Here is a 22,865-nt window from a genome sequence, read left to right as displayed (position 1 = left end):
CAGGCTATCGACGACAAGCAGGCATGGCACGGGACCATGACGCGATGAAGGTACCGTCCATCCACCGGGCGATGCAATCGTAAAAGGAAGACGTTATGGACCGCCTGGTGGCGATGAAGGCCTTTGTTCGCGTGGTCGACTGTTTGAGCTTCACCACGGCGGCCAGACATCTGCATCTCGCGCCCGCCACCGTGTCGCGCCTCGTTCAGTATCTCGAGAAGCAGGCCAACGTGCGCCTGCTGAATCGAAGCACGCGCACCGTCAGTCCGACTGAAGAGGGCCGTGCCTACTACGATGCCTGCGTTCGCGTGCTGGAACAGATCGACAACATGAACGCGGAGGCAGCAAGCGCCGGGCGCGCGCCGGAGGGGCGGATCAAGGTCGGGCTGTCCTCCGCGATTGCGAAGAGCGTGCTGATTCCCGCGCTGCCGTCGTTGCTTGATGCATTCCCGAAACTCGATGTGGAGATGGCGATCTCCGACAACCCGTTCGATTTCGCAAAGGACGCGGTTGATTGCACGATCCACATCGGTACCGTGCGGGAGAACAGCGTGATCGCAAAGGGCGTGGGATGGATCGATCGAATCATGGTTGCGTCGCCCGCCTATCTGGCACGCTACGGCGAACCCCATACGCTCGCAGAACTGAAAGGCCATGTGACCGTGGCAGCCGCATGGGATGACGGGACCGGACTGAAACCCTGGGAGATCCATGTCGGCGGCAAGGCCGCGCCGCTTGCGATGAGGAGCCGGGTCATGGCGAACGACGCGGATGCGGTCATTTCATGCGCGTTAGCGGGGCTGGGCATCATCTCGGGCTACCGCTTTGCGCTTCGTTCGTATCTTGACGACGGGTCGCTCACGGAGATCATGCGAGGCAGCGTTGCGGAAGCGAAGCCGGTGAGCATCGTGTATTACCCGAGTCGCCATATGCCGAACAAGCTGCGTACTTTCATCGATTGGTTCAAGGCCGTATTCGAAGAGGCGATCGAGGATTCCGGCAATTGATGCGACGTCGCTCAATGTCGAGACGACGGCGTATCCGGATTCCGTGCTTCACCGCGGTCGACCGGCGTTACGCCCGACCCGCTCCGGTCGCGTGTGTCACGCATCCACTTTCTGACCAGGCGCAGCATCGGCACACCAGCGCCAACCTCTGCTCGCTCGTCGAGACCTGCAAGGCGAACGGGATCGGCCCGTGCAACTATCTGATCCGGTTGCCTCAATGTCCTCCGCTCGCGCAGACGGTCGACGGTGACCCCAGGCTACTACCCTGGAATATGCGCTCCAATCCTCACGAATCGACCGAAGCGTAAGCGTTGCAGCCTGCTTCCAATGAAGGCAACGCGCATGCTTGCCATCTCCAGTCCGCTTGCGGCGTGATCGATCGCTCTTGCTTCCGGATTACCGGGAGTTGTGTTCCGGCCGCGACACAAAGATACTGTCTGGCGCGATATCCATCGCGGCGGCCGTGCCGAGCGTGTGGCGAATGAGCGTCACATTGAAGATCCTGCCTTTGGGAACCGCATACGCGGTATGGGCCGGAGCGTCCGACCAATACAAAGCAACAGCTTCTTGACGAGAGCACTTTCAAATGATCGATTTCAATGGGCCTGAAATCAATGTGGTGACGTGCACGTCCGGTGCACGCACCTTTCTCACCAACGCCTTTCTGGTCGAATTGCCGAACGGCGTCGTGGCTATCGACGCCATGATGACCGTATCGGATGCGCGCGAGATGCGTCACCGGCTGGATGCATTGCGCAAACCCTTGCTCGCGGTGCTGATCACGCACGGGCATCCCGATCACTACAACGGCATCGGCGAGCTGATCCGCGATCTTGATGATGTGCCGGTCATCACGACGCGGGGCGTCGACGAGGCGATGCGCCGTATCGACGATGCCAAGGCAGTCCAGTGGCAGTCGGTGTTCGGCGACGATTGGCCGGCGCGGCGCACCTTCCCGAATCGCCTCGTGCATGACGGCGACGTGCTGCATTTCGATGGCGTGCCGTTCGAGGCAAGAGAGTTCGGCCCTGGCGAATCGAACTGGGATCTGGTCTGGGCCGTGGGAAACCACCAGCGTGTCGCCTTCGTCGGCGACATGGTGTTCAACGGCGTCCATTCCTTCATGAACGACGGCCATACGGCGGACTGGCTGCGCAGCCTCGATGCGCTCGAACGTCGGTCCGGCGACATCGCACTGTTCTATACGGGCCACGGTCAGGCGGGCAAGCCGCTCGACATGATTGCCGCACAGCGTGCTTATATCGGGTGCTATCGCGAGGCGGTGGCCCGCCTCGCCAACGGTAATCGCAGCCTGGACGATGCCGGAAAGGACGAACTGGAGGCGATCATGAAGCGCTTCCTGCCCACGGCCGATCTCGACGTGTTCATCAAGGCCGGGGCGAATGCCGTTGCGGCCGAACTGGCGTTGCAGGAATCGGACAAGGCCATTTCCGCTGACCCGCACGCCCACTTCGACGCAAGGCGAGCAGGTCAGCGATGAAATGCAACGCATGTCGACCGTGAGCGGATGGCACTACGCGGTCGCGTGCACGCGTGGTTCATTGAAGGCCGAAGCCGGCCGGCAGCCGCAGCATCGTGGGCATGATGCGCGAACAAGGTACGGTGATTGGCCGCGTCGAGGTCAGTCGTCGTCCTCTTCGTCGTCGCCAGCGGGGCGGCTGCTGATGAGCCGGCCGTCCTCGGTCAGGCTCAGACGTTGCTCCTGGCCACCCTGCACGATGGTGACGACATAGCGAGCCTTGCCGTTCTTCACACGCCGTTGAATCACGCCGACATTGCCGCCTTGCCGTTGACGCTCGATCATTGCTCTCACCGCTTCCGGCGCGTGCTCGAGCGTCACGATCTCGCCGGCCCCCTGATCGGGCGCAGTCTTGTCGCAACCGGGTAGCGCGACAGACAGCGCGATCGCCAGCGCAATCACGCAACACGTTCGCATCACCTGCTCCTTGCCCGGTCGCTTGCGTCGTCCTCTCGAACATGAGAACGACGATCGCACGGCAACGTCCTGGCCTGGTACGTCATGTTCGTTTCCCGGTGACGCGAGTCAGTGGCGGAGAAGCGGGAAAACCACGAGCCCGATGACGGCGGCCGCCGTCACGATCACCGGTTCCTGGAGCTTCTTGAAGCGCCACAGCAGCAGCACGGTCGTGACGGCGAGCAGGGCGGTCGGGACGTCGACGATCGATCGCTTCGCGATGACGAGGACGGAGCCCGTGATCGCGCCGACTGCCGCAGCCGTAATGCCATCGACGAATGCCTTGACGCCTGGACGGTGCCCATACTTCTTCACGTAGGGCGCGGGAATGACCGTGAACAGGTAACACGGCAGGAATGTCCCGAGCGCGGCGACGCATGCGCCAGGCAGGCCCGCCACGAGGTACCCGATAAAGCCGACAGTGATCACGACCGGGCCGGGCGTGATCATCGCGACCGCGACGGCATCCACGAACTGCTTGTCGTTCAGCCAGTGGTGTTCGGTAACGACGCCGCCATAGAGGAACGGCACGATCGCGAGTCCGGAGCCGAACACGAACGCGCCGGCCTTCATGAAGAACGCACCGATCTGGACGAGCTGCGGCAGGTCGATGCCACTCAGTAGCCCGCTGGCTGCCGGCAAGTTGGCGGCGGCAACCGCATTCAGCCCGCCCCGCTGCAGCCACTTGGGCGGCGCGCGCCACAGCCAGCCGATCAGGCCTGCTGCAACGAAAAGCCATGCGATTTCCGATTCCGTGACGAAGGTCACGGCAGCCAGCGTCAGGAAGATCGCCCAGAGGAGCTTGTCGTTGCCGACGGTCTTGGTCGTGAGCTTGTAAGCGCTCATCGCGATGATGCCGACCACCGCGGCACCGACGCCGTAGAAGACGGCCTGCATCCACGACAGCCCGCCAAAATGCGCGTACGCGAACCCGAGCGCGAGCACCATCAGGAACGACGGCAGCACGAACGCGATCCCGACGAGTGTCGCCCCGAGAAGGCGGTAGTGGACGAACCCGAGATAGATCGCGAGCTGGGCCGCCATCGGTCCCGGTGCGAGCTGGGCCAGCGTGAGCCCTTCCTTGTAGTCGGCCTCGGTTATCCAGCCGCGTCGCTCGACCAGGTCGCGACGCATATAACCAGCGAGCGCGACCGGTCCGCCGAAACCGAACGTACCGAGACGCAGCATGTAGGCGACCAGCTCGCCAAGCGAGTAGGTCGGTTCGGTCGTGGCGATGGTCGTCGTCATGATTTGGCCGGGGTTTCGCTCTTGCCGTCCGATGTGAAGTGCGCATACAGGGAGTCGAGTACGGCGCCCATCTGCTCGAGCAACTGATCGTCGTTCTCCGTCCGTTGGCGCGTGCCGGCCATCACGGCCTCGAAGCCCACTGCTTCAGGCGCGGCGGGACCGCCCACGTCGAGTGCATGCACGATCTCGCCGAGACGCATTAGGGCCGGGTCCTTGTCGAGTCCGAAGCTGGCCAGCAGAACTTCGAATGTCACTCGCTCGCCCACGTGCGTAAAAGTCGCACCGTCGAAATCGAAGCCCAGCGCGTCAGCCGGGCAATCCGCCGGCGACGCGAGCCAGATGAAGCGCGCTTGCGTGTCGATGAACCGGCGGATCAGCCACGCACTGGCGACGCGATCGACCCACATCCGCTGTCGCGTCGCCCAGGCGCGGCCCTGGTACTCGCCGATCGCGAGCGGACGAATGACGCGGTCCGCGGCATGCGGCTCGCCCGGCGACAGCACCGTGTCGACCAGCGCACCGAAATCCTGCAGGGCGACTTCGGCGCGGGTGGCCGAATCGCCCGGGAAATAGTCGATCGCCCGGATGGCGTCGAGATCCTTGCGCGCGCGACGCAACAGGCGAGTGAGTTCGGCGGCTGATTGCCCGTCAAGCGTCTTGCGCACGTCGGCGAGCGCGCGTGTGAAGGTCGCGTAATCGTCGGCCCGGTCGAACAGCGCCCGGAATTCCTGTTCCTGGGACCGGTCGAGGCTCGGTGCGCGCAACAGGTGAGCTGCGCCGCCGCTCTCGGCAATCGCGCCCGCGAGTTCACGCAGCGTCTCTTCATGCGCTTCGGTGTGGGGCAGCAGGTAAACGCCGTCGCGCAGCACCGCACAGCCTTTCGCCTTGAGCGCGCGCCAGAACCGCATGCGGGCCGTCGCGTTTTCCGTCGGAAGGGTCAGAACAAGCAGTGACCATGTAGAAATAGATTTCATGTAGCGAAGTCTACGTCTCAGTTGCTGTTTCTACAAAATTTATTTGAACGATCGCGTGTAGTCCCGCACGCCCTTCCGGCAGATGGCCAGGGTGTGACAGGTAGCCGCTCGCACGAGGCGCGCCAGGAAAGCGCTGCGCCTCGCTCGGGTGAGCGTGGGATGGGTGATCGCGTAATGCGGAACGAGGTGGACGACGCCCAGGTGCTGCGGGCCGGATTTCGGTCCGGCGGAACGATCTACGGCGTCACGACAAGTGCCGTATGCATCCCCGCTTCATAGCGGCCCGGCTTGTTGCAGATCAGCGCGTCGTGGCCAGGCGTGAGCTTGAATGACATGCGCTTGCGCTTGCCGGGCGCGATATCTTCCACTTCCCCGATTGTTTTCAGGGTGTGTTCCATCACCTGTCCTTTGCCGACAGGGAGCGCATCGTCGGGGAGATCTGTCCTGAAGACGACGAACTCGTGATTCGTTGCGGTCATGCACCGGATTGTCGACGGGCGTCGCGTCGTCCGCCGAGTTGTTTTTCCGGTCTATCTGCCCGAGCTTGGAACAGCCGTCCAGTCGGTTGACCGGGCCGGGTTACGCGCCGTCACGCACAGCCGTCACGAGCGGCATCATCGCCGGCCCGATGGACGCGAGCAGGCGCTCTTTCGATACCCCGTCGCGGGATTGAACGGAAATGCCGTGCAACTGAGTCGCATAGAAATCGGCCAGCGCCTTGATGTCGGTGCCCCGCGCGAGCTGCCCCTGCTCGGCCGCGAGCTGCAAGCGTTCGGCGATCGATTGCGTGCGTGCGCGCCGGTGGGCGGCCAGCCATTCCATGACACCTTCGTTTTCGGCCGAGTAGTTGGTCGCGGCGGACACCACCATGCAGCCGTGCGGCTGGCCGCGCCTGGTATAAGCGGCGACGGCATCGCGCAGCATCCGTTCGACGGCCGCGCGGACATCGGTTTCCTCGCCGAGCGCACGATCGGCGAAGCCGCCTTCGCCTTGCTCGTAGAGTGCCACGGCCTCGTGGAACAGGGCTTCCTTGCTGCCGAACGCGGCATAGATGCGCGCTGACGCGATGCCCATCGCTTCGACCAGGTCGGACATCGACGTGCCTTCGTAGCCGCGCCGCCAGAACGCAAGCATCGCGCGTTTCAGCGCCATGTCGCGATCAAATTCTCTCGGTCGTCCCGCCATATCCCTTTCGCCCGTCGTCACATCGTGCACGGATTTTATCGCGCGCCGTGTTGACACGCGCCGTTCCCGCATTCTATTCTTTGTCGATCAACAAACAATTGGAATCGATCATGCGTACTCTCAAGGGCCCCAGTCTTCATCTCGCGCAGTTTGCCGACGATGCGGCGCCGTTCGACAGCCTGCCGAATATCGCGCAGTGGGCGGCCGGCGTCGGCTTCAAGGCGCTGCAGATTCCCGCGTGGGACGGTCGGCTGTTCGACGTGGAGACCGCCGCGGACAGTCAGGCCTATTGCGATGACATGAAGGGCATGCTGGCCGAACATGGGCTGGAGATCAGCGAACTGACCACGCATATCTTCGGGCAGCTGGTTGCCGTGCATCCGGCGTACGACGCCATGTGCGACAACTTCGCGCCCGAGGCCGTGCGCGGCAACCCGGCCGCGCGCACCGCATGGGCGCTGGATCGGCTCGAGCTGGCGGCACGGGCTTCACGCCGCCTGGGGCTGACCGACATGGGCACCTTTTCGGGCTCGTTCGCGTGGCCTTACCTGTTTCCGTTCCCGCAACGGCCCGCCGGCCTGATCGAGACGGCCTTCGACGAACTGGCGCGTCGCTGGCGGCCGATTCTCGACGCCTGCGACGAAAACGGCGTCAACCTCTGCTATGAGATTCACCCCAGCGAAGACCTGCACGACGGCGTCAGTTTCGAGCGCTTCCATGCGCTGGTCGGCCAGCACGCGCGCTGCAAGATGCTGTTCGATCCCAGCCATTTCGTGCTGCAGCAACTGGACTATCTGGCGTACATCGATATCTACCGCGACCACATCCGCATGTTCCATGTGAAGGACGCGGAGTTCCTGCCTTCGGGGCGCCAGGGCATCTACGGCGGCTACAGTTCGTGGCTGGAGCGAGCCGGCCGTTTCCGTTCGCTTGGCGACGGTCAGGTCGACTTCAAGGCGATTTTTTCGAAATTTGCTCAGTATGACTACACAGGATGGGCCACCCTCGAATGGGAGTGCTGCCTGAAGAATCAGGAGGACGGCGCGCGCGAAGGCGTCGCGTTCATCAATGACCACATCATCCGGGTGACGGAGCGCATCTTCGACGACTTCGCCGGTGCCGCGGTCGATCAACGGCAAATCCACGACATGCTCGGCATCGCTTGAGCCGTTTCCCCCCACTGCCAGGAATCATCGATATGTCCGCTCAACTTCAGTCGTCGTCTGCCGCCGCTCAAGGCTTTGCTCACCAATACGTACGCATCGACGGCCAGCGCATCCATTGCGTCATGGCCGGCGCCGGTACCCCGGTCCTGCTGATTCCGGGATGGCCGCAAACCTGGTACGCGTGGCGTCACGTGATGCAGGTGCTCGCCGCGCGCGGCTTCATGGCCGTCGCGGTCGATCCGCCAGGTACCGGCTATTCCGATCGGCCGCATGCGGGTTACGACACGGGGCACACGGCGGCGACGTTGCATCGCGTGATGGCGCAGCTCGGCTTCGATGTTTACCAGGTGGCCGGCCACGACGTCGGCATGTGGGTGGCCTATGCGCTGGCGAGCGACCGGCCCGACGCCGTGAAGTCGCTGGCGCTCACGGAGGCGGTGATCCCCGGGCTGGCGCCCGCGCCGTCGATCTTCGCCCCGCCGGAAGAAAACATCTTCCTGTGGCATTTCATGTTCAACCAGCTGGCCGACCTGCCCGAGACGCTGATTGCGGGCCGTGAGCGGGCGTATCTGGAGTTCATGTTCAACCGCTGGTCGTTCCGGCGCGATCGTGTGGCCGTCGATGTGTACATCGATGCCTATGCGGCACCGGGCGGCTTGCGCGGCGGCTTCTCCTATTACCGTGCGATTCCGGAGACGATCCGGCAGAACCAGGCGCGGGCGCAGCGCAAGCTGACGATGCCGGTGCTCGCCATCGGTGCCGAACATGCCACCGGCGATGCGCCGCTGGTCACGATGCGCGACAACGCGACCGATCTGCAGGGCGCGGTGGTCCCGGCTTGCGGCCACTTCATCATGGAAGAGGCCCCCGACGCATTCATCGGCCATCTGCTGCCTTTCCTGGAGCGGAGCCGCTGAACATGCCGATCGACACCGACATCGCATCGCTGCTGGAGCGACTGGCCGTGACCGAGGCGCCTGCGTCGCTGGACGCGTTGCGACGGGCGACCGATACGACACTGCGGGGCTGGCATGGACCGCTGGAAGCGGTCGACCATACGGAAACCTTCGCGGTGCCCACGCGCGACGGGCAGCAGATTCGCGTGCGGGCTTATTGGCCATCGGTCGCTTCGGAAAGCGCGGCACGCCGGCCGGCGCTCGTTTATGCGCACGGCGGCGGGTGGTGCCTCGGCACGCTCGAGCTATACGACAATCCATGCCGCGCGCTGGCCAACGCGACGCAATGCGTCGTGCTGTCTGTCGATTACCGGCTTGCGCCGGAGCACCGGTTTCCGGTGCCGCTGGAGGATTTCTGCGATGCGCTGGACTGGGTGGTGCGCGAGGCGGCCGGCCTGGGGCTGGACCCGGCGCGCATCGCCGTCGGCGGCGACAGTGCAGGAGGAAACCTTGCGGCGGCTGCCTGTCTGGTCGCACGTGGGCGGGGCGGCCCGTCGATCGCGCATCAGCTGTTGCTGTATCCGCCGCTGGATGCGTCGATGAGCACGACGTCCTATCGGACTTGCGGGCAGGGCTACTACCTGACGCAAGATGTCATGCGGTATTGCTTCGACATGTACCTGACCGATCCGGCCGACGGCCGGTCACCCTGCGTGTCGCCGCTGCAGGCGGCTTCGCTCGAGGGTTTGCCACCGGCCACGTTGCTGGCCTGCGAGTACGATCCGGTGCGCGACGACGCGCACGCGTATGCGGAGCGATTGCGGGAGGCCGGTGTGGCGGCCGATTTCGTCGTGCTGCCGGGGATGATCCATGCATGCATCCATATGGCCGGCGTGACGTCGGCAGCCCGCCAGGTGTTCGACGTGGGCGGCGCGCAGATGCGCAGGGCTTTCCAGCGGTGAACGTATTGCCGAAGGGGGCGGTGCGAGGTGCGTGGGGGGTTGTAGGGTTCGGCGGCCGCGCGATATCGGGAATGGTTGAGCGATTTCTGTGGTTTCGACGGATTGCCTGTTTGATCGGTCACACGGCTGCCGTATTGACGGCCGACAGCAGGTTGACTAGATTCTTCGCATGAACGCACTTTTCGTCACGACTACGACCACCACCACGACCGCCAATGGCGGGCCGGGAGGAGGTTGCGCGTCGTAGGTCGGTGTGTCGAACCCACCCCAAGCCCCGCCGGAAACGGATGGGGCTTTTTTCATGCTCCGTCTGGCCGGCATCGAACGTCAGCGGAGAACATGATGGATGATTGCGATCGCCGAGTGTCCGGCGACAGAGTCGACCCGTTTCGCCAGAAGGACAACAGCCCGGCCGCATGGCTCACCGGATTCGTGGAAGGCGTGCCGGCGTCGACGCGGATCCTGCTGGTCTTCCAGTTCCTGGTGAATCTGTCGGTGTTCGGGTCGCTGCCGCTGCTTGCCGCGTTCCTGGACATGGAGCGCCATCTGGACGCGAGCAGCGTCGCCAGCGTGCTGACGGTGAATCTGCTGGCGAGCCGGCTGTTGCCGCTGCTGCTGGGTGCGTCGGCGGATCGCTTCAGCAGCCGCGTGCTGACCACGCTCGGTCTGCTTTGCCGTGCGGCCGGGTTTGCAGGATTCGCATTTGCGCGATCGCTTCCGGGCCTGTTGATGTGGGCGTGTCTGTCCGGGCTTGGCGCCGCGCTTTACGAAACGACCGCGTATTCGATCTTCGGCTCGCTCGATGGCGCCGTGCGTCCCAAGGTGTTCGCGCTGAACAACCTGGCGCTGAATCTCGGTGCGTTGATCGGTCCGGCGCTGCTGATTGTCGTGCCGAACACGAACGGGGCGCTGCCGTTTCTGGTGAGCGGTGCGGTCTTCACGGCGCTCGCGCTGGTTGCACCGTGGATCGCGGGGCGAAGCAGGCACGACGTAGTCGACGCGCATCCGCTGCGTGGCGTGCTGGTCGCGTTTGGCGACCGGCGGTTTCGCCGGCTATGTTGGTCGCTTGTCCCGTTCTAGACCGTGTATACGCAGATTTACGTATTCATCCCGCTGACCTTTTCGCACGGCGCACACGGCTACAACGGCGTGAGGCCGTTCTACATCACGAATGCGCTGATGGGAATCGCCACCGCCTGGCTCGGCATGGGCTGGTTTCAGCGTACGGGCTGGCGATCGATGATGGTGATCGGGCATGCGTCGTTGTGCGGCTGTTTTGCGCTTGCGGCATGGCTGGTCGCCCGCGATCGGGGCGCAGATGCGTCGCTCGCGATCCTGATCGTGTTCGCGATCGTATTCACGTTTGGCGAAAGCCTGATTCTTCCCGCGTCGAACATCGCGCTCGCCGGCCTGACGACGGACGGCAACGCAGGCCGTTATTTCGGTGCGTCGGCGATTTCGTGGGCGATCGGCGGGGTGCTGGGCAACTTCATCGGCAGCGCAGCCGCACGCTGGACGGTGCTCGCGCCGGCATGGGTCATGTTCATGGTGATCGCACTGACCGGCCTGCTCGCCTTCCGCAGCCGGTGGCCACAATAGCCATCAATGCAGTCGACCAGCGCGACCTACCCGCGCCTCCGAACCCGCGCCTTCACACACTTGAACCAAAGCCGCATCGCACCGACCCCGCCCGCCACCGGAACTCGCGGCAACAGGAACGCATCGTCGGACGCCCCGGCGCAGCCGCGCCGGGTCGTCGTCGCGTTGCGGTAGCCGGCGGCGGCGACCTGGTCGCGCACGCGCGGGTCGAGATCGCCGTACGGGTAGCAGAACGATTCGACAGGCTGGCCGCTCAACGCTTCGAGCCGCCGCTTCGATTCGATGATCTGAACCTCCGACACGTGGGCCGGCACGTGCGACAGCGCGACGTGATCGAGCGTATGCGAGCCGATTTCGTGGCCGCGATCGCGCCAAGCGAGCATGTCCGCGCACGTCATGAGTGGCGAGCGCGCCGTATCGGCCCCCGCATCCCAGTCGTTCTCGCCGCCGAACCGGCCGGCGACGAAGTAGCAGGTCGCGGTGAAGCCGAGCGCGTCCAGCACGGGCATCGCATGCGTGAGCACGTTGAGAAAGCCGTCGTCGAACGAAATGCCGAAGACCTTCCCGCTGCGCTCGCCGCGCAGGTACGGCTGCAGTTCGCGCACGCTCAGGCCGCGGTAGCCGAGCCGCCTGAACAGCATCATCTGGCGGCGGAACGCGTCGGGGGCGACGCTCAGGCTGCGCAGCCGGTCGGACGGCGGCGGCAGCGTGCGGATCTGGTGATACATCAGGATCGGGTAGCGCGTGGCGGACAGCAGCATGAGCGGGTCGCGGGAACGGGGAATTACGCGGCCTTGCGGAAAATCCGCAAGGTCTTGAAGTCGCCGACTTCGGTGAAATCGGCATTCGCCGCCCATTGCTCGATGATCGGCTCGGCCTTCCGGTATGCCGACGAGCCCTTGTAGAACAGCAGGTGGCCGTCGCGCGCGGTATGGCGTGCGAACAGGTCGAGCACTTCGGCGTCGGTCTTCGCGCCGTAGCGGCTGTTCGTTTCGTCGCGGAATTCGCACAGATGGAACAGCGTGACGACGTCGAACGCCGGCAGCAGGTCCGTATTGCTCGTGTAGATGTCGCCGAAATAGGCCAGATAGGTCTTGCTCACCTCCGGTTGCCGCGTGACGAGATCGACGTACGACTTGTATTCCTTCGGCGACGCCGTCACGCCGAAGACGGTGTTGTTCAGGTGCGGCCGTGCGCATTCCACGCCGACGTGGTGGTGGCCGCCGGTGCCGAAGTGATAGATGCGGATGCCGTTGAGACGAGCGGATTCCAGCCATTCGACGAAGTGCACGTCGCACGGACACTCCTGCGTGCGCAGGTCCCAGTACTTCTTCCAGATGTTCATTGCCATTAAACGGACCTCATGGATGTCACCCAACGATAGGGGTTGTGTCGAATCGATTTCTGATAGACGGACAACGTCGCATCGACGAACCGGTCGAACGAGAACTCGCGCTTGCCCTTCAGCCGCGCGCTGCGTCCCATCGCCCGCACGCACGCGGGCTCGCGCACGATCGCGCGCAGGATGGCCTCGATCGCCTCGGGCTCGCGCGGCGGGACGACCCAGCCGTCCACGCCCGGCTCGACGTTCTCGGGCAGCCCGCCCACGCGTGTCACGATCGCGGGGCAGCCGAGCGACATTGCCTCGCGGCACGCATACGACAGGCTCTCGTGGTACGACAGCACGAACGACACGTCGATGATCGAGAACGGCGCGCGCACATCGTCGACGCGCCCGGTGAAAGCGGTGCGCGACGCCATGTGGTGCCGCTCGATCTGCTCGCGTTGTTCGCCGGACGGTTCCGCGCCGACCAGCAGCACGCGAAACCGCTCGCGCTCGTGTTCGGGCAGGCGGCCCAGCGCCGCGATCAGGTCCATCCAGCCTTTCTCGGGCGCGGTGCCGGCGCTGCTGCCCAGCACGATCGCGTCCGCGCCGGACGGCCCGAACAGCGCGATCTTGCGGCGGCGGATTTCGTCGGCGGCAAGCTGTTCCGCGGCCTGCCGGCGCACGCCGTGCTTGACGACCGTGACGTTGCCGTACGGCGACCGGAGCGCAAGCATGCTCGCCACGTAGTCGCTGACCGCGATGGTGTGGTCGGTTGCCAGCCGGGCGCGCAACACGTTGCCGAAGCTGTCGGCGCGATAGGTGTTGTGCTTGGTGAGCACGACCGCGGGCCGATACCGGCAGCCGAGCAGCGCGAGCATCACCTGCCGGTGATCGGCGGACCCGTTGACGTGGATGATGTCGAAGCGCTCGGCGCGGATCCGCTGGCGCAGCCGGACGATTTCCTGGCAGAGCCGGTTCCAGCGCGGCTTGAATTCCATGTCGAAGATGGCCACGTCGGGACTGTCCTTCAGCAGTCGCGACAGGCGGCTCCCTTCCGGCGACGCGACGGTCACGCGATGGTGCCGGCTCATCGCGGCGGCGAGGTCGCGGACGTAGGTGTCCTGGCCGCCGCCGTAGTCGCCGTGGAAGTTGGTATACAGAATGTTCATCACGATGCTGCCTTTCCTCGATCATTCATTTGGCAGGACTGCTGAGAAAATAAATGCCTCAACGTGTTGAAAGCAATGACTCGAACCCGGTTCCGCATTGCCGATGCGTGATCGTGATTGCGCACCGATGCCCGGACGGGCGCCGCGAAACGTTTCGAAATATTACAGACGCATTACGTGCCGTAGTGTCGAGGTCTGCGCATCTTTGTGAGGATGTGTCGCGATCGATTGCAGTGTCGTCACATCGTGCGATGCCGCGGTGGGGGAGGGGGAATTCCGGCGGCGCGGTTTCCTGTCGACGGCATGTGAACCGTGGCGATTCCGGCGCGAACGGTGGCGTGGCCCGATTACCCTCGCCGACCGGGTCGGAAAAACAGGCCCGAAGCGAGCAGGAAGCAGGCAGGAAGCAATCAGGAAGCGGGCAGGATCGCGACAAAACCCGGTTTTTCGATGACATCCGGACGCAAATCAACCCGTCCGACTTTCAGATTTGAAAGCCAGGGGGCCATTTGCGTTAGAATGCCCCCCCTGTCTGCCATGGCGACCGCCAAAGGCGGACTCGTCGCACCCAGAGAGACGTGGGTTTCGATTCGTAGCCGGGCGCGAAAGTTAGCCAGCCGTTAGCAACATACGCTTTGTGATTTGGATTACTAATGAAGAAGAAGCACAACATCACCAAGTACATCGTTGTCGCGATGATTCTTGGTATCGCCGTGGGTTACGCCTGCCATAGCGCATTTCCCGACCCGGCCATGGCGAAGGAAGTCGCCGGGTACGTGTCGTTGCTGTCCGACGTGTTCCTGCGCCTGATCAAGATGATCATCGCGCCGCTGGTATTTGCGACGCTGACCGTCGGCATCGCGCAGATGGGCGACGGCAGCGCGGTAGGCCGCGTCGGCGTCAAGGCGTTCGGCTGGTTCTTCATCGCTTCGTTTACGTCGTTGCTGCTAGGCCTGCTGACCGCAACGATCCTGCAACCGGGCAGCCACCTGAGCCTGCCGCTGCCGGCATCCGATGCAGCCCTCAACCTGAAGACGGGCGCCTTCACGCTGAAGGATTTCGTGGTCCACCTGGTGCCGAAGTCGATCGCGGAAGCGATGGCGAACAACGAAATCCTGCAGATCGTCATCTTCTCGATCTTCTTCGGCACCGCGCTGTCGGCGCTCGGCGAATCGGGCAAGCGCCTGACCGGCGTGATCGACGATCTCGCGCAGGTGATGCTGAAGGTCACGGGCGCCGTGATGTGGTTCGCGCCGGTCGCAGTGTTCGCGGCGCTGGCGTCGACGATCACCACCCAGGGGCTCGGCATCCTGCTCACGTTCGCGAAGTTCATGGCGAGCTTCTACCTGGCACTGGCGCTGCTGTGGGGCGTGCTGACGCTCGCCGGCGTGACGTTCCTCGGCAAGCGCGCGTTCACGCTGATCCGGCTGATCCGCGAGCCGTTCCTGCTGTCGTTCGCGACGGCGAGTTCCGAGGCCGCCTATCCGAAGCTGCTGGATGCGCTCGACCGCTTCGGCGTGAACCGCAAGATCTCGAGCTTCGTGCTGCCGATCGGCTATTCGTTCAACCTCGACGGCTCGATGATGTACTGCACGTTCGCGGTGCTGTTCATCGCGCAGGTGTACGGCATCCATCTGCCGCTGGGCACGCAGATCACGATGCTGCTGATGCTGATGGTCACGTCGAAGGGGATGGCGGGCGTGCCGCGCGCGTCGCTGGTCGTGATCGCGGCGACGCTCAACCAGTTCAACATGCCCGAAGCCGGGTTGCTGCTGATCATGGGCGTCGACATGTTCCTCGACATGGGGCGCTCGGCCACCAACGCCGTCGGCAACTCGATCGCGGCTGCCGTGGTCGCGAAGTGGGAAGGGCAGCTCGACGCCCCGCGCGACGACGACGATCCGGACAACGGACGCGTCATGAAGGTGAAGGTGCCGGAGACTTCGGCATCGGCTTGATGCGTGGCAGTGCCGCAGTGCCGCAGTGCAGCAGTGCGGCGTTAGTGGCGCGTTGCCTGCCCCGCGGTAACGGATGATCGCCGGCCTGGATTCGCAATGGATTCAGGCCGGCGATTTGTCGGGTGCAATGAATCCGCATTGAATGCCGTGGCTTTTCCCGATTCTCCGAAACAGGCACTCGCCGTTTCAATCGATCGTCGCTGAACCGGCGGCGATATTCCCTCAGGTACGAGCCTGAATTTCCCGATCCCCGATTCGATGCGCAAGTGACCATTCACTGTCGCGCAGTCACGCGTGCCGCCGGCGCGCAGGGGCGCCACGGGCGATGCCGTCGAAGCCGTTCCCGCGAAAAGCGCAATGACGCGCGCGATCCGCAATTTTTTTCGATTTATATAACGCTATTCTCGCGCTGCGCATGATCGAACGCATGCCGTACGTAATACCGACTGCGCCGGATGCTTCAGGGAAGAATTGACGTATTGCGGCTTTCAAGCCATCCGGCCGGCCCTTCATATGAGTGTTCGCACCATTCAGGAGTGCATCCGTCATGGTCGCCAGACAACGGTTTCAGGCCGCGCTGCTCGCCGCGGCGATCGCCGCGATTACCCCGCCCGTTCACGCAAGCAACACCACCGACTGGCTGGCGAACACGTACGGCACGCTTGCGGCCCACGTCGGCAACGTCGCGCGTGCGATGTGGGTCGCGCCTGAAGGCGTGATTTATACGGCGTCGATGTGGGACGAGGACGAAGGCGGTGTCGCGATTTACCAGAACGGCAAGAGCGTCGGCTCGATCGGCACGCACTCGGAGTTCCAGGGCAGCGCGATCACGGGCAACGCGACCTCGCTGTTCGTCGCGCTGCAGCCCGGCAAGACGTACGGCAGCGGCGCGGTGGGGCGCTACAACCGCGCGACGAAGTATCGCGACCGCGTGATCCAGGTCAGCGCGGCCACCAACCAGCCGCGCATCGACGTCGTCACCGGGCTCGCGACGGCCGGCTCGCTGCTTTATGCGAGCGATTTCTACGGCAATCGCGTGCGCGTGTTCACCACCGACGGCGTGTGGCAGCGGGATATCGGCGTATCGGAGCCGGGCGCGCTCGCGCTGGACGCAGCGGGCAACGTGTGGGTGGCGCAGAAGCGCGCAGGCTCGATCGTCGGCTTCAGCCCGGCCGGTGCGCTGCTGAACACGATCCGGATGCCGTCCGGGTCGCAGCCGTCGGCGCTGTATTTCGATGCGGCGGCCGGGCAGCTGCTGGTGGGCGACGAAGGCCCGGACCAGAACATCAAGCGCTATACGGTGTCGGGCCGGCCCGCGCTGGCCGGCACCTTCGGCGTGCGCGGCGGCTATCTCGACACGACGACGGGCATCAAGGGGCAGGTCGGCGCGCAGCGCTTCACGCGCATCGTCGGGATCGGCAAGGACACCGGCGGCAATCTCTACGTGCTCAACAATCCATGGGGCGGCAGCTGGGATCTCGGCCGCAACGGCGCGACCGACATTCATGCGTACAGCAGCACCGGCAGCCTGCGGTGGACGCTGCAGTCGCTGAACTTCGAAGGCATCGCCGCGCCGGACCCGGTCACGGACGGTGCGCTGTTCTACGGCGGCACGCACGTGTACGGCGGCAGCGCGGGCGGCAGGTTCATCGCGAACACGGTCGATCCGTTCACGTACCCGGCCGATCCGCGCATCGACATGAACGACACGCAGCGCGACGAGCATTTCGGTTTGCTCACGTCGGTGGGCGCGAACCGGATTCTCGTCGCGGCCGGCCAGAACCCGCCGGTCTTCTACTTCTTCCACTTCAACGCGGCGAACGGCTATGTCGCGATTCCGGACGGCGCGATCCCGGGCCCCGCGTTCAACACGACGCGGCGCGTGACGGGCGGCTTCAGCGTCGACAGCAAGGGTGGCGTGTGGGCTGGTCTCGACAAGACCGGCGCGATTACCCACTACCCGCTGACCGGTTTCGACGCGAGCGGCAAGCCGTCGTGGGGGCCGGGTGTCGCGACCCGCGTGCCCGACAGCATCCAGCCGCTCACGCGCATCGTCTATCTCGCAGACAGCGACACGATGGTGCTCGCGCAAGGCGCGATCGGGACCAACGACTGGACGTCGATCGGCACGCGCATCGAGGTGTATCACGGCTGGAGCGCGGGCAATACGACGAAGCCGGACCCGGTGATCACGCTGCCGCACAGCGGCGCGAAATCGATCGACGCGGTGGGCAACCATCTGTTCGTCGGTTACTGGTTCAGCAGCAGCGGGCCGCTGTGGCCGAACGTCGACGCGTTCAACCTGACGACCGGCAATCTCGACACGACGCTGGTCAACGCGAGCCCCGCGACCGTGGATACCAGCAGCGCGATCGATGCGATGTACAGCATTCGCGCATACCGCCGCACGAACGGCGAGTACGTGGTGATGAAGAACAACGTGAAAGGCAACAGCATCACCGTGTACCGGTGGACGCCTTGATGAACGCGCGGCTGCCTCGACCGGCGGCCGGGCTCGCGAACGCCTCACCGTATTCATCGCGATTTCGCGGGATTTCCAACGCGCATCCACGCAATTTCCACATCACGCGTTCGTAATGAGCGGCGTGCGCAACGCGCGCCTCACCGCCCGCCGGGCGGCCGTTCCAAACCTCACGACGCGGAAAAGCGGTTCCGGGCACAATGACAGCGGCACCGGCAGGCACTGCGCGTGCCCACGACGATGAACCGGATCGACTGACGGGTTGCGCCGGCGCATTGCAGCGCCGGTGAACTCGCGCGGCATGCCCCATGCCGCGTTTTTTATGCCGAAGTGACGAAACAATGAAGATGAAAACGACACCGAACCGCCTGTTTCTGATCGCCGCCCTGGCCGGCGCGATGAGCGGCCCAGTCCACGCAGAGACGCCGGCGGCCGCCGCGACCGTTGCGACGGTCAACGGCACGCCGATCACGCAGGCCGACGTCGACACGTTGCTGCGTGCGTCCGGGCAACCCGACTCGCCGCAGGTCCGCCAGGCGATCAAGAATCAGCTGATTACGCGCGTGCTGGTCCAGCAGGCCGCCGAGAAGGCGAACTACGCCGACAAGCCCGAGGTCAAGGCGGCGGTGCAGCAGGCGAAAGCGAATGCCGAAGTGCAGCTTTACCTGCGCGACAACGTGAAGCCCGAGCCGGTGACCGACGAGCAGGTCAAGGCGCGCTACGACGAACTCGTGGCCTCGCTCGGCAAGAACGAGTACAAGCCGCGCCTGATCATCGTCCAGGATCCGGTGACGGCCGCGACGGTGCTGAGCGAGCTGAAGGCGGGCAAGTCGTTCGACGGGCTGGCGCGCCAGTACAGCATTGCACCGAGCCGCGACAGCGGCGGCGAGTTGCCGTGGGTGAGCTTCCACACGCCGGCGGCGGAAGGCAAGACGTCCGGCTTGCCGCTGCCGGTCGCGCAGGCGCTCGAGAAACTGACGGTCGGCGCCGCGACGAAGGATTCGATCCCGGTCGACGGCGTGCGGGCGATCGTGAAGCTGGATGCGAAGCGGCCGACGCAGGTGCCGGGTTTCGCGACCGCGAAGCCGGCGCTGCAGCAGCAATTGCAAGCGGCCGCCGTGGAGAAGGCGAGCGCGCAGATGATCGGCAACCTGCTGAAGGACGCGAAGATCACGCAGTAACGCGGCGGCGTCGAAACGCCGGGCGTCACGCGCGCCAGATCATGCTCGCGCTCGTGTCGGTTTCCGACGCGACGCGAAAGCCGAGCCGTTCGTAGAGCCGCCGCGCCGGGTTGCCGTGCAGCACGCTGAGCGATACCGGCACGTGCGCGCGCGCCGCGTCGGCCAGCAATGCGTTCAGCACGGCTTCGCCGATGCCCCGGCCCTGGTGATCGGGGAGGATCTGGATCTGGTGAACGTGCCACTCGTCGGCGGCGCGTGTCACCTTCAGCAAGCCGATTGCGTCGTCGGCGTCGCAGACGATCATCGCATCGTCGAAGTTCGCGCGAATGCGACGGTCGTGCGCTTCGTCGTCGGTGGGCGCGCCGACGCGTTGCAGGTGCACGGTCATCGTGAGCCGACGCAGGGTCAGCAGGAACGGCAGGTCGGTGGCGCATGCCGGGCGCAGGCGGATTGCGTGTGTCATCGTGCGGACTCGTACGTTCGTTCGGGACGGGAGCGCCGACGGAAAGGTCGAACCCCGCAGCGCATCGTCCGCGATGGCGGGAAGCCGGTCAAAGGGCGCAACGCCGAATCCGGCGCGCATGCGTGGCCGATCATCCGGCGCGCCGGCCCGAGTGCGGGTGCACGTCGGCGAGATTGGCGATCAGCGTGTCGATCACGACGCGCTTCAGGCTCACGAGCGCCGAAGGCGCATCGCCTCCGCCCGCATGGAGGCACACCTCGACGGACGGCAGCGGCGGCAGGCCGTCGCGCTCGCCGAGCTGCCGCAGCGCCGGCGGCACACCCGCCATCGTTCTCGATGTAATGCCCAGGCCGCCGGCGACGCCGGCCCACAGGCTTTGCAGGCTGCCGGTCGTGTAGGCGAGCCGCCACGGGATGCCGGCCTTGTCGAGCGCGTCGGTACCCGCCTTGCGGAACAGGCACGGCGGCTTGTACAGCGCAAGATCGAGCGGTGCGCCGGCACGCGGACGCACGTCGATGCCTTGCGGCCCGATCCACGCCATCGGCAGCGTGACCAGGTGTTCGGCGTCGGCGCGATGCCCGCGCCCCATCGCGAGCACGATGTCGAGTTCGCCGCCATCGAGCCGGTCGAGCAACGCGCCGTTGCCGTCGACGACGATGTCGACGCGCACGCCCGGATGCGTGCGCTTGAACCGGCCGAGCGCGACGGGCAGCCACGATTCGGCGAAATCGCCGGGCAGCCCGAATCGCACGGCGCCGTCGATCGCCGCGCCGCGGATCGCGCCGACCGCCTCGTCGTTCAGTTCGAGGATGCGGCGCGCATAGGACAGCATCAGCTCGCCGGCTTCGGTCGGCACGAGGCCGCGGCCCTGGCGGCGAAACAGCGGCTGGCCGATCTGCGTTTCGAGCTTGCGCATCTGCTGGCTGACCGCCGACTGCGAGCGGCCGATCCGGTCGGCGGCGCGGTTGAGGCTGCCGAGCCGATCCGCGGCAATCAGCGTGCGCAGCGCATCCATGTCGAGATTCGGAAGCGTCATGATTCGGTTTTTCTTATAAGTCAGTTTCGAATTATCGTATTTATTGCACATTCCCGTCGCTACCATCAAGTGAACCGGTCGTTTCGGTTCACGGGGATGCGCGCGATACGCGGCTGGATACGCGGCTGCGGATGTCCGTGAGGTTGCTTCCCTTCTTTCCGACAAGGACATTGAATGAAAATCGGCTCGATATTCCGCCAAGGCTTTCCCGGCATGCTGCTGGCCGCGTCGATGATTCCCGGTGACGCATCGGCCACGCCGTCGCTCGCGGGGACGTGGACGCTGGTCGCGGCGGACGTACAACATCCCGACGGCACGATCGGCCGCGACTACGGTGCCGATCCGACGGGCCTGCTGCTGATCGACGCGCACGGGAACTACTCGCTGCAGATCTTCAAATCGGAACGCCCGCGCTTCGCGTCGAACGACAAGGCGACCGGCACGCCGGAGGAATTCCGTGACGCCGTGCTCGGCTCGAGTACCCACTACGGCACGCTGAGCGTCGATCCCGCGAACCACACGCTGGCGTTTCACATCAGCAATGCGTCGTACCCGAACTGGGCCGGGCAAACGCAGACGCGCACCTATCAATTGAAGGACGGCGAGCTGAGCTACCGCGTTCCGCCGCGTGCCAACGGCGACATTCCGATCTCGGTGTGGCGGCGAAAGGACTGAACCGGGAGGCCGTTCGATCCGTGACGCATGCGGCCGTGAGGCCGTGATCGCGGCCGTTCCGGCACGCGCCGGGTAGCCGGCGCCACACGCTGTTTCCGCTGGCCCGCGCAAGCCGCCGCCGGCCCGGCGAGCCGGATCAGAGGCCGCGGCTTCCCGTGCCTCCCCCACCGGTATTCCTCCGTCAGCCCTGTCCGCATATCATGCGCACATCGCGCACCTGCCGGCCGCAGGCGCCGCCGCTTCCGACGCGGCGGTGCGTCTGCCTGCACGGCGCAGCACACAGGGATTCTCGATGGACACCAAACGATCGCGGCCGGGCCTCGTCGCCGCGCTGCTCTGGGCGGCGCTGTATCTCGCGACCGGCTATATCTCGCACGAGTTCAACGGCCCCGTCCGGCTGACGGGCTACATCTGGCTGCCGGCCGGCGTGACGGTCGGCGCGTTCATGCTGCGGCCGATGCGCGAATGGCTGACGCTGGCCGGCGCGTTCCTGGCCGGGCAGCTCGCGCTGACCGGCATCGAACACGGCAGTCTGGTCAACGCGGTGCTGTTCACGGTCGACGAGGTCGGCGCCGCCGCGCTCGCGGTGTGGCTCGTCCAGCGCGTGCGGTTCTCGCTGGAAGGGCTGTATTTCCTGCGCTCGGTGATCCTCGCCGGCCTGATCGCGGGCGTGATCGGCGCGATCGGCGGCGCGGCGTGGTACACGGCGGTCAAGGGCGCGCCGTTCCTCGACGTGTGGTCGGTGTGGGCCGCGTCCGATTTCGTCGGCGTGCTGCTGGTCACGCCGGTACTCGCGTCATGGTCGCGCTTTCGCGCGCACCGCTCGGGCGACCACGAGCGCTTCGACCTGGTACTCGGCATCGTCGCGTTCGCGCTGCTCGTGATCGGCGCACTCGTGATCTTCGACGGCGACACGTCGAAGAAATTCGGCACGGGCGCCGGCTTTGCGCTGACGTATATCCCGCTGTTCCTGACCGTCGCGGTGACGCTGCTGCTCGGCGGCCGCGCGGGTTCGTCGTCGGTGCTGGTGCTCGCGCTGATCGTGATCGAGCAGACCGCGCAGGGCGACGGCCCGTTCGCGTCGTTCCATGAGCACTACGGCAGTTCGCTGCTCGAGGCGCAGCTTTACCTGGCGGTCGCGTCGCTGCTGGTGCTGACGGTGAGCACGCTGAAGACGACGCGCGAGCGCGTGCACGAGCATGCGGCGGTCCTGCAGAACAACATGGAACTCGCGCTCGCGAGTGCCGGCCAGATCGCGTACGTGCTCGATCCGGAATCGGGGCGGATCGAGTGGAGCGGCGACGTCGAGCGCGTGTTCGGTGTCGGCGTCGACGCGGCGCAGATCGCGAGCGTGTCGCTCGTGCTCGAACGTGTGCAGCCGGGCGACCGCGATGCGTTGAGCGACTACTGGAACGCGGAGATCGCCGGCGAGGATCGTGCGTCGCTGTCGCTGCGTATCGTGCAGCGCGACGGCGGCACGCAGACGATCACCGATCACGGCGCACCGTTGCTCGACTCGAATGTCGACGTGACGGTGGTGG

At 65.2% G+C, this 22,865-nt stretch carries 22 protein-coding genes and 1 pseudogene; 13 read left to right on the top strand and 10 right to left on the bottom strand.

Annotated elements, in window-relative coordinates:
* The first annotated feature begins 95 nt into the window (after positions 1-95).
* The 3 genes from E9536_RS14330 (at position 96) to E9536_RS14320 (ending at position 2,508) form a co-directional block, all read left to right on the top strand.
* Entirely contained in the window at positions 96-1,007 is a 912-nt protein-coding gene (locus tag E9536_RS14330) for a LysR family transcriptional regulator (RefSeq protein WP_136470048.1), read from the top strand.
* Between the two features lie 463 nt (positions 1,008-1,470).
* Positions 1,471-1,578, top strand: coding sequence for a hypothetical protein (locus E9536_RS42060; protein WP_309600208.1), 108 nt, complete (start codon positions 1,471-1,473; stop codon positions 1,576-1,578).
* Between the two features lie 15 nt (positions 1,579-1,593).
* A complete protein-coding gene (locus tag E9536_RS14320; RefSeq protein ID WP_136470047.1) occupies positions 1,594-2,508 on the top strand; it encodes an MBL fold metallo-hydrolase in 915 nt (304 codons plus the stop codon).
* Between the two features lie 141 nt (positions 2,509-2,649).
* On the opposite strand, the gene E9536_RS14315 is transcribed toward E9536_RS14320, so the two are convergent.
* The 5 genes and pseudogenes from E9536_RS14315 to E9536_RS14295 form a co-directional block, all read right to left on the bottom strand.
* Entirely contained in the window at positions 2,650-2,949 is a 300-nt protein-coding gene (locus E9536_RS14315; protein WP_049098627.1) for a hypothetical protein, read from the bottom strand.
* A gap of 123 nt (positions 2,950-3,072) precedes the next feature.
* On the bottom strand, positions 3,073-4,251 hold the full coding sequence (locus tag E9536_RS14310; protein WP_059695103.1) for a chromate transporter: 1,179 nt from the start codon (positions 4,249-4,251) through the stop codon (positions 3,073-3,075).
* The gene (locus tag E9536_RS14305; protein WP_060349452.1) at positions 4,248-5,225 is read right to left on the bottom strand and encodes a chromate resistance protein ChrB domain-containing protein; all 978 of its coding nucleotides are present in this window, start codon (positions 5,223-5,225) and stop codon (positions 4,248-4,250) included. Before E9536_RS14305 ends, E9536_RS14310 begins: the two co-directional genes overlap by 4 nt.
* Positions 5,226-5,461: 236 nt before the next feature.
* A pseudogene (locus tag E9536_RS14300) lies at positions 5,462-5,689 on the bottom strand (hypothetical protein); the annotation flags it as partial.
* Between the two features lie 115 nt (positions 5,690-5,804).
* On the bottom strand, positions 5,805-6,410 hold the full coding sequence (locus E9536_RS14295; protein WP_027790077.1) for a TetR/AcrR family transcriptional regulator: 606 nt from the start codon (positions 6,408-6,410) through the stop codon (positions 5,805-5,807).
* A 110-nt stretch (positions 6,411-6,520) separates the two neighbouring features.
* Here E9536_RS14295 and E9536_RS14290 point away from each other — a divergent pair, with 110 nt between their 5' ends.
* The 5 genes from E9536_RS14290 to E9536_RS14270 all read left to right on the top strand — a co-directional run bounded on the left by E9536_RS14290 (position 6,521) and on the right by E9536_RS14270 (position 11,033).
* On the top strand, positions 6,521-7,576 hold the full coding sequence (locus E9536_RS14290; RefSeq protein WP_027790076.1) for a sugar phosphate isomerase/epimerase family protein: 1,056 nt from the start codon (positions 6,521-6,523) through the stop codon (positions 7,574-7,576).
* A 32-nt stretch (positions 7,577-7,608) separates the two neighbouring features.
* On the top strand, positions 7,609-8,493 hold the full coding sequence (locus E9536_RS14285) for an alpha/beta hydrolase (RefSeq protein ID WP_136470046.1): 885 nt from the start codon (positions 7,609-7,611) through the stop codon (positions 8,491-8,493).
* 2 nt (positions 8,494-8,495) lie between these two features.
* Positions 8,496-9,434: an alpha/beta hydrolase gene (locus E9536_RS14280; RefSeq protein ID WP_136470045.1), complete on the top strand. Its 939-nt coding sequence runs from the start codon at positions 8,496-8,498 to the stop codon at positions 9,432-9,434.
* Positions 9,435-9,668: 234 nt separating this feature from the next.
* The gene (locus E9536_RS14275) at positions 9,669-10,514 is read left to right on the top strand and encodes an MFS transporter (protein ID WP_136470044.1); all 846 of its coding nucleotides are present in this window, start codon (positions 9,669-9,671) and stop codon (positions 10,512-10,514) included.
* A gap of 3 nt (positions 10,515-10,517) precedes the next feature.
* A complete protein-coding gene (locus E9536_RS14270; RefSeq protein WP_136470043.1) occupies positions 10,518-11,033 on the top strand; it encodes an MFS transporter in 516 nt (171 codons plus the stop codon).
* Between the two features lie 26 nt (positions 11,034-11,059).
* Here E9536_RS14270 and E9536_RS14265 read toward each other — a convergent pair whose 3' ends face one another.
* Genes E9536_RS14265 through E9536_RS14255 form a run of 3 tightly spaced genes read right to left on the bottom strand, consistent with a single transcriptional unit; the run spans position 11,060 to position 13,529 of the window.
* Entirely contained in the window at positions 11,060-11,794 is a 735-nt protein-coding gene (locus tag E9536_RS14265; RefSeq protein WP_136470042.1) for a polysaccharide deacetylase family protein, read from the bottom strand.
* Between the two features lie 23 nt (positions 11,795-11,817).
* The gene (locus E9536_RS14260) at positions 11,818-12,384 is read right to left on the bottom strand and encodes a hypothetical protein (RefSeq protein ID WP_226113248.1); all 567 of its coding nucleotides are present in this window, start codon (positions 12,382-12,384) and stop codon (positions 11,818-11,820) included.
* Positions 12,384-13,529 (bottom strand): glycosyltransferase, encoded by a 1,146-nt coding sequence (locus E9536_RS14255; protein ID WP_124919172.1) that lies wholly within the window; start codon positions 13,527-13,529, stop codon positions 12,384-12,386. The genes E9536_RS14260 and E9536_RS14255 overlap by 1 nt, the downstream gene beginning before the upstream one ends.
* A 653-nt stretch (positions 13,530-14,182) precedes the next feature.
* On the opposite strand from E9536_RS14255, the gene E9536_RS14250 reads away from it, so the two are divergent.
* The 3 genes from E9536_RS14250 (at position 14,183) to E9536_RS14240 (ending at position 19,150) form a co-directional block, all read left to right on the top strand.
* Entirely contained in the window at positions 14,183-15,487 is a 1,305-nt protein-coding gene (locus E9536_RS14250; RefSeq protein WP_060083017.1) for a dicarboxylate/amino acid:cation symporter, read from the top strand.
* 547 nt (positions 15,488-16,034) lie between these two features.
* Positions 16,035-17,969 carry an SMP-30/gluconolactonase/LRE family protein gene (locus tag E9536_RS14245; RefSeq protein WP_136470041.1) on the top strand — a complete coding sequence of 645 codons (1,935 nt, stop codon included), beginning with the start codon at positions 16,035-16,037 and terminating at the stop codon, positions 17,967-17,969.
* 341 nt (positions 17,970-18,310) lie between these two features.
* Positions 18,311-19,150 carry a peptidyl-prolyl cis-trans isomerase gene (locus tag E9536_RS14240; protein WP_027790068.1) on the top strand — a complete coding sequence of 280 codons (840 nt, stop codon included), beginning with the start codon at positions 18,311-18,313 and terminating at the stop codon, positions 19,148-19,150.
* A 25-nt stretch (positions 19,151-19,175) separates the two neighbouring features.
* On the opposite strand, the gene E9536_RS14235 is transcribed toward E9536_RS14240, so the two are convergent.
* Both E9536_RS14235 and E9536_RS14230 read right to left on the bottom strand, forming a co-directional pair.
* Entirely contained in the window at positions 19,176-19,613 is a 438-nt protein-coding gene (locus E9536_RS14235) for a GNAT family N-acetyltransferase (protein ID WP_136470040.1), read from the bottom strand.
* Positions 19,614-19,743: 130 nt separating this feature from the next.
* The gene (locus tag E9536_RS14230) at positions 19,744-20,649 is read right to left on the bottom strand and encodes a LysR substrate-binding domain-containing protein (protein WP_136470039.1); all 906 of its coding nucleotides are present in this window, start codon (positions 20,647-20,649) and stop codon (positions 19,744-19,746) included.
* 174 nt (positions 20,650-20,823) lie between these two features.
* Between E9536_RS14230 and E9536_RS14225 the strand changes: the two genes are divergently transcribed.
* Positions 20,824-21,324, top strand: a complete 501-nt coding sequence (locus E9536_RS14225; protein ID WP_136470038.1) for a lipocalin-like domain-containing protein — start codon at positions 20,824-20,826, stop codon at positions 21,322-21,324.
* A 292-nt stretch (positions 21,325-21,616) separates the two neighbouring features.
* On the top strand, positions 21,617-22,865 hold a 1,249-nt coding region (locus tag E9536_RS14220; protein ID WP_136470037.1), incomplete at its 3' end, for an MASE1 domain-containing protein.

Source organism: Burkholderia sp. LS-044 (genome assembly GCF_004803625.1).
Taxonomy (GTDB): Bacteria; Pseudomonadota; Gammaproteobacteria; order Burkholderiales; family Burkholderiaceae; genus Burkholderia; species Burkholderia cepacia.
Note: the sequence above shows the minus strand (reverse complement) of the source record. Positions and strands in the feature narration are given on the sequence as shown.

Bases quoted from the DNA above. Each gene is read 5' to 3' on its own strand.
- E9536_RS14330 (WP_136470048.1), top strand. From the start codon at position 96: ATGGACCGCCTGGTGGCGATGAAGGCCTTTGTTCGCGTGGTCGACTGT.
- E9536_RS14320 (WP_136470047.1), top strand. From the start codon at position 1,594: ATGATCGATTTCAATGGGCCTGAAATCAATGTGGTGACGTGCACGTCC.
- E9536_RS14310 (WP_059695103.1), bottom strand. From the start codon at position 4,251: ATGACGACGACCATCGCCACGACCGAACCGACCTACTCGCTTGGCGAG.
- E9536_RS14305 (WP_060349452.1), bottom strand. From the start codon at position 5,225: ATGAAATCTATTTCTACATGGTCACTGCTTGTTCTGACCCTTCCGACG.
- E9536_RS14295 (WP_027790077.1), bottom strand. From the start codon at position 6,410: ATGGCGGGACGACCGAGAGAATTTGATCGCGACATGGCGCTGAAACGC.
- E9536_RS14290 (WP_027790076.1), top strand. From the start codon at position 6,521: ATGCGTACTCTCAAGGGCCCCAGTCTTCATCTCGCGCAGTTTGCCGAC.
- E9536_RS14285 (WP_136470046.1), top strand. From the start codon at position 7,609: ATGTCCGCTCAACTTCAGTCGTCGTCTGCCGCCGCTCAAGGCTTTGCT.
- E9536_RS14280 (WP_136470045.1), top strand. From the start codon at position 8,496: ATGCCGATCGACACCGACATCGCATCGCTGCTGGAGCGACTGGCCGTG.
- E9536_RS14265 (WP_136470042.1), bottom strand. From the start codon at position 11,794: ATGCTGCTGTCCGCCACGCGCTACCCGATCCTGATGTATCACCAGATC.
- E9536_RS14260 (WP_226113248.1), bottom strand. From the start codon at position 12,384: ATGGCAATGAACATCTGGAAGAAGTACTGGGACCTGCGCACGCAGGAG.
- E9536_RS14255 (WP_124919172.1), bottom strand. From the start codon at position 13,529: ATGAACATTCTGTATACCAACTTCCACGGCGACTACGGCGGCGGCCAG.
- E9536_RS14250 (WP_060083017.1), top strand. From the start codon at position 14,183: ATGAAGAAGAAGCACAACATCACCAAGTACATCGTTGTCGCGATGATT.
- E9536_RS14245 (WP_136470041.1), top strand. From the start codon at position 16,035: ATGGTCGCCAGACAACGGTTTCAGGCCGCGCTGCTCGCCGCGGCGATC.
- E9536_RS14240 (WP_027790068.1), top strand. From the start codon at position 18,311: ATGAAGATGAAAACGACACCGAACCGCCTGTTTCTGATCGCCGCCCTG.
- E9536_RS14235 (WP_136470040.1), bottom strand. From the start codon at position 19,613: ATGACACACGCAATCCGCCTGCGCCCGGCATGCGCCACCGACCTGCCG.
- E9536_RS14230 (WP_136470039.1), bottom strand. From the start codon at position 20,649: ATGACGCTTCCGAATCTCGACATGGATGCGCTGCGCACGCTGATTGCC.
- E9536_RS14225 (WP_136470038.1), top strand. From the start codon at position 20,824: ATGAAAATCGGCTCGATATTCCGCCAAGGCTTTCCCGGCATGCTGCTG.